Consider the following 1,195-nt stretch of genomic DNA (forward strand, 5'->3'; position numbering starts at 1 on the left):
CCGATGAACTGGTGAGTCTCATGGGGCTGGACCCCGAGCGCCGTCCGACCGAGGCCTGAGGACCGGCCGCACCGACGCCACACCCGGCGCCGACGTGACAGTGAGATGAAGACTTTGGAGACCCCGTGACCGAACCGTACGAAGGCATCGTCAACCCGCCCATCGACTCCCTGCTGGAGCGGGTCGACTCGAAGTACGCCCTGGTGCTCTTCGCCGCCAAGCGGGCCCGGCAGATCAACGCCTACTACTCGCAGCTGCACGAGGGGCTGTTCGAGTACGTCGGCCCGCTCGTGGACACCCAGCTGAACGAGAAGCCGCTGTCCATCGCCCTGCGCGAGATCGAGGCCGGCCTGCTCGAGTCCCACGAGGCCGTCGAGGCCACCCCGGAGGCCGAGCTGGCCGCCGAGGACTTCGGCGACTTCTCCCTGCCGGGCGAGGACGACCCGTTCGCCACCCTCGAGTCGTCCGACGCCCACCAGCCGATGGGCGATCCCGCCGCCATCGAGGAGGCCGCCGAGACGGTGCGCGCCGAGGAGGGCACCTCCGAGGACGCCCCGGAGGCCTGAGCCCGTCATGGAGATCGTCCTCGGGGTCGGCGGCGGCATCGCGGCCTACAAGGCGGCGTTGCTGCTGCGCCTGATGACCGAGGCCGGCCACGGCGTGACCGTGGTGCCCACCGCCAACGCCCTCGAGTTCGTGGGCGCGGTGACGTGGGAGGCCCTCTCCGGTCGCCCGGTCCGCACGGACACGTTCGAGGCGGTCGACGAGGTGAACCACGTCCGGCTCGGCCGGCGCGCGGACCTCGTGGTGGTCGCGCCGGCCACAGCCGACCTGCTCGCGCGCACGGCCGCGGGGATGGCGCCCGACCTGCTGGGCAACGTGCTGCTCACCGCCACGTGCCCCGTCGTCCTGGCCCCCGCCATGCACACCGAGATGTGGCACCACCCCGCCACGGTCGCCAACGTCGCCCTCCTGCGCGAGCGCGGCGTCACGGTCGTGGATCCCGCCGTGGGCCGCCTCACCGGGACCGACTCCGGCACCGGACGTCTGCCCGAGCCCGCCGAGATCTGGGAGCGTGCGCAGGCCGCCGCGGCCGCGGGCGCCCCGCGCCGTCCCCGGGCCTCCGGCACCGACGCCGAGCCGACGCCCGGCCCACTGGCCGGTCGCACCGTGGTGATCACGGCCGGGGGCACCC

At 73.7% G+C, this 1,195-nt stretch carries 1 protein-coding gene and 1 pseudogene; both read left to right on the forward strand.

Translation table 11 applies throughout. The annotated features are described in order from the left end of the window. Positions 1–125: 125 nt before the first annotated feature. Positions 126–389: pseudogene (gene rpoZ, locus AB0N07_RS51470) on the forward strand (DNA-directed RNA polymerase subunit omega); the annotation flags it as partial. A gap of 184 nt (positions 390–573) precedes the next feature. Next, on the forward strand, positions 574–1,195 hold a 622-nt coding region (locus tag AB0N07_RS51475), incomplete at its 3' end, for a flavoprotein (RefSeq protein WP_365847957.1).

Source organism: Streptomyces sp. NPDC051172 (assembly GCF_040682555.1).
Taxonomy (GTDB): Bacteria; Actinomycetota; Actinomycetes; order Streptomycetales; family Streptomycetaceae; genus Streptomyces.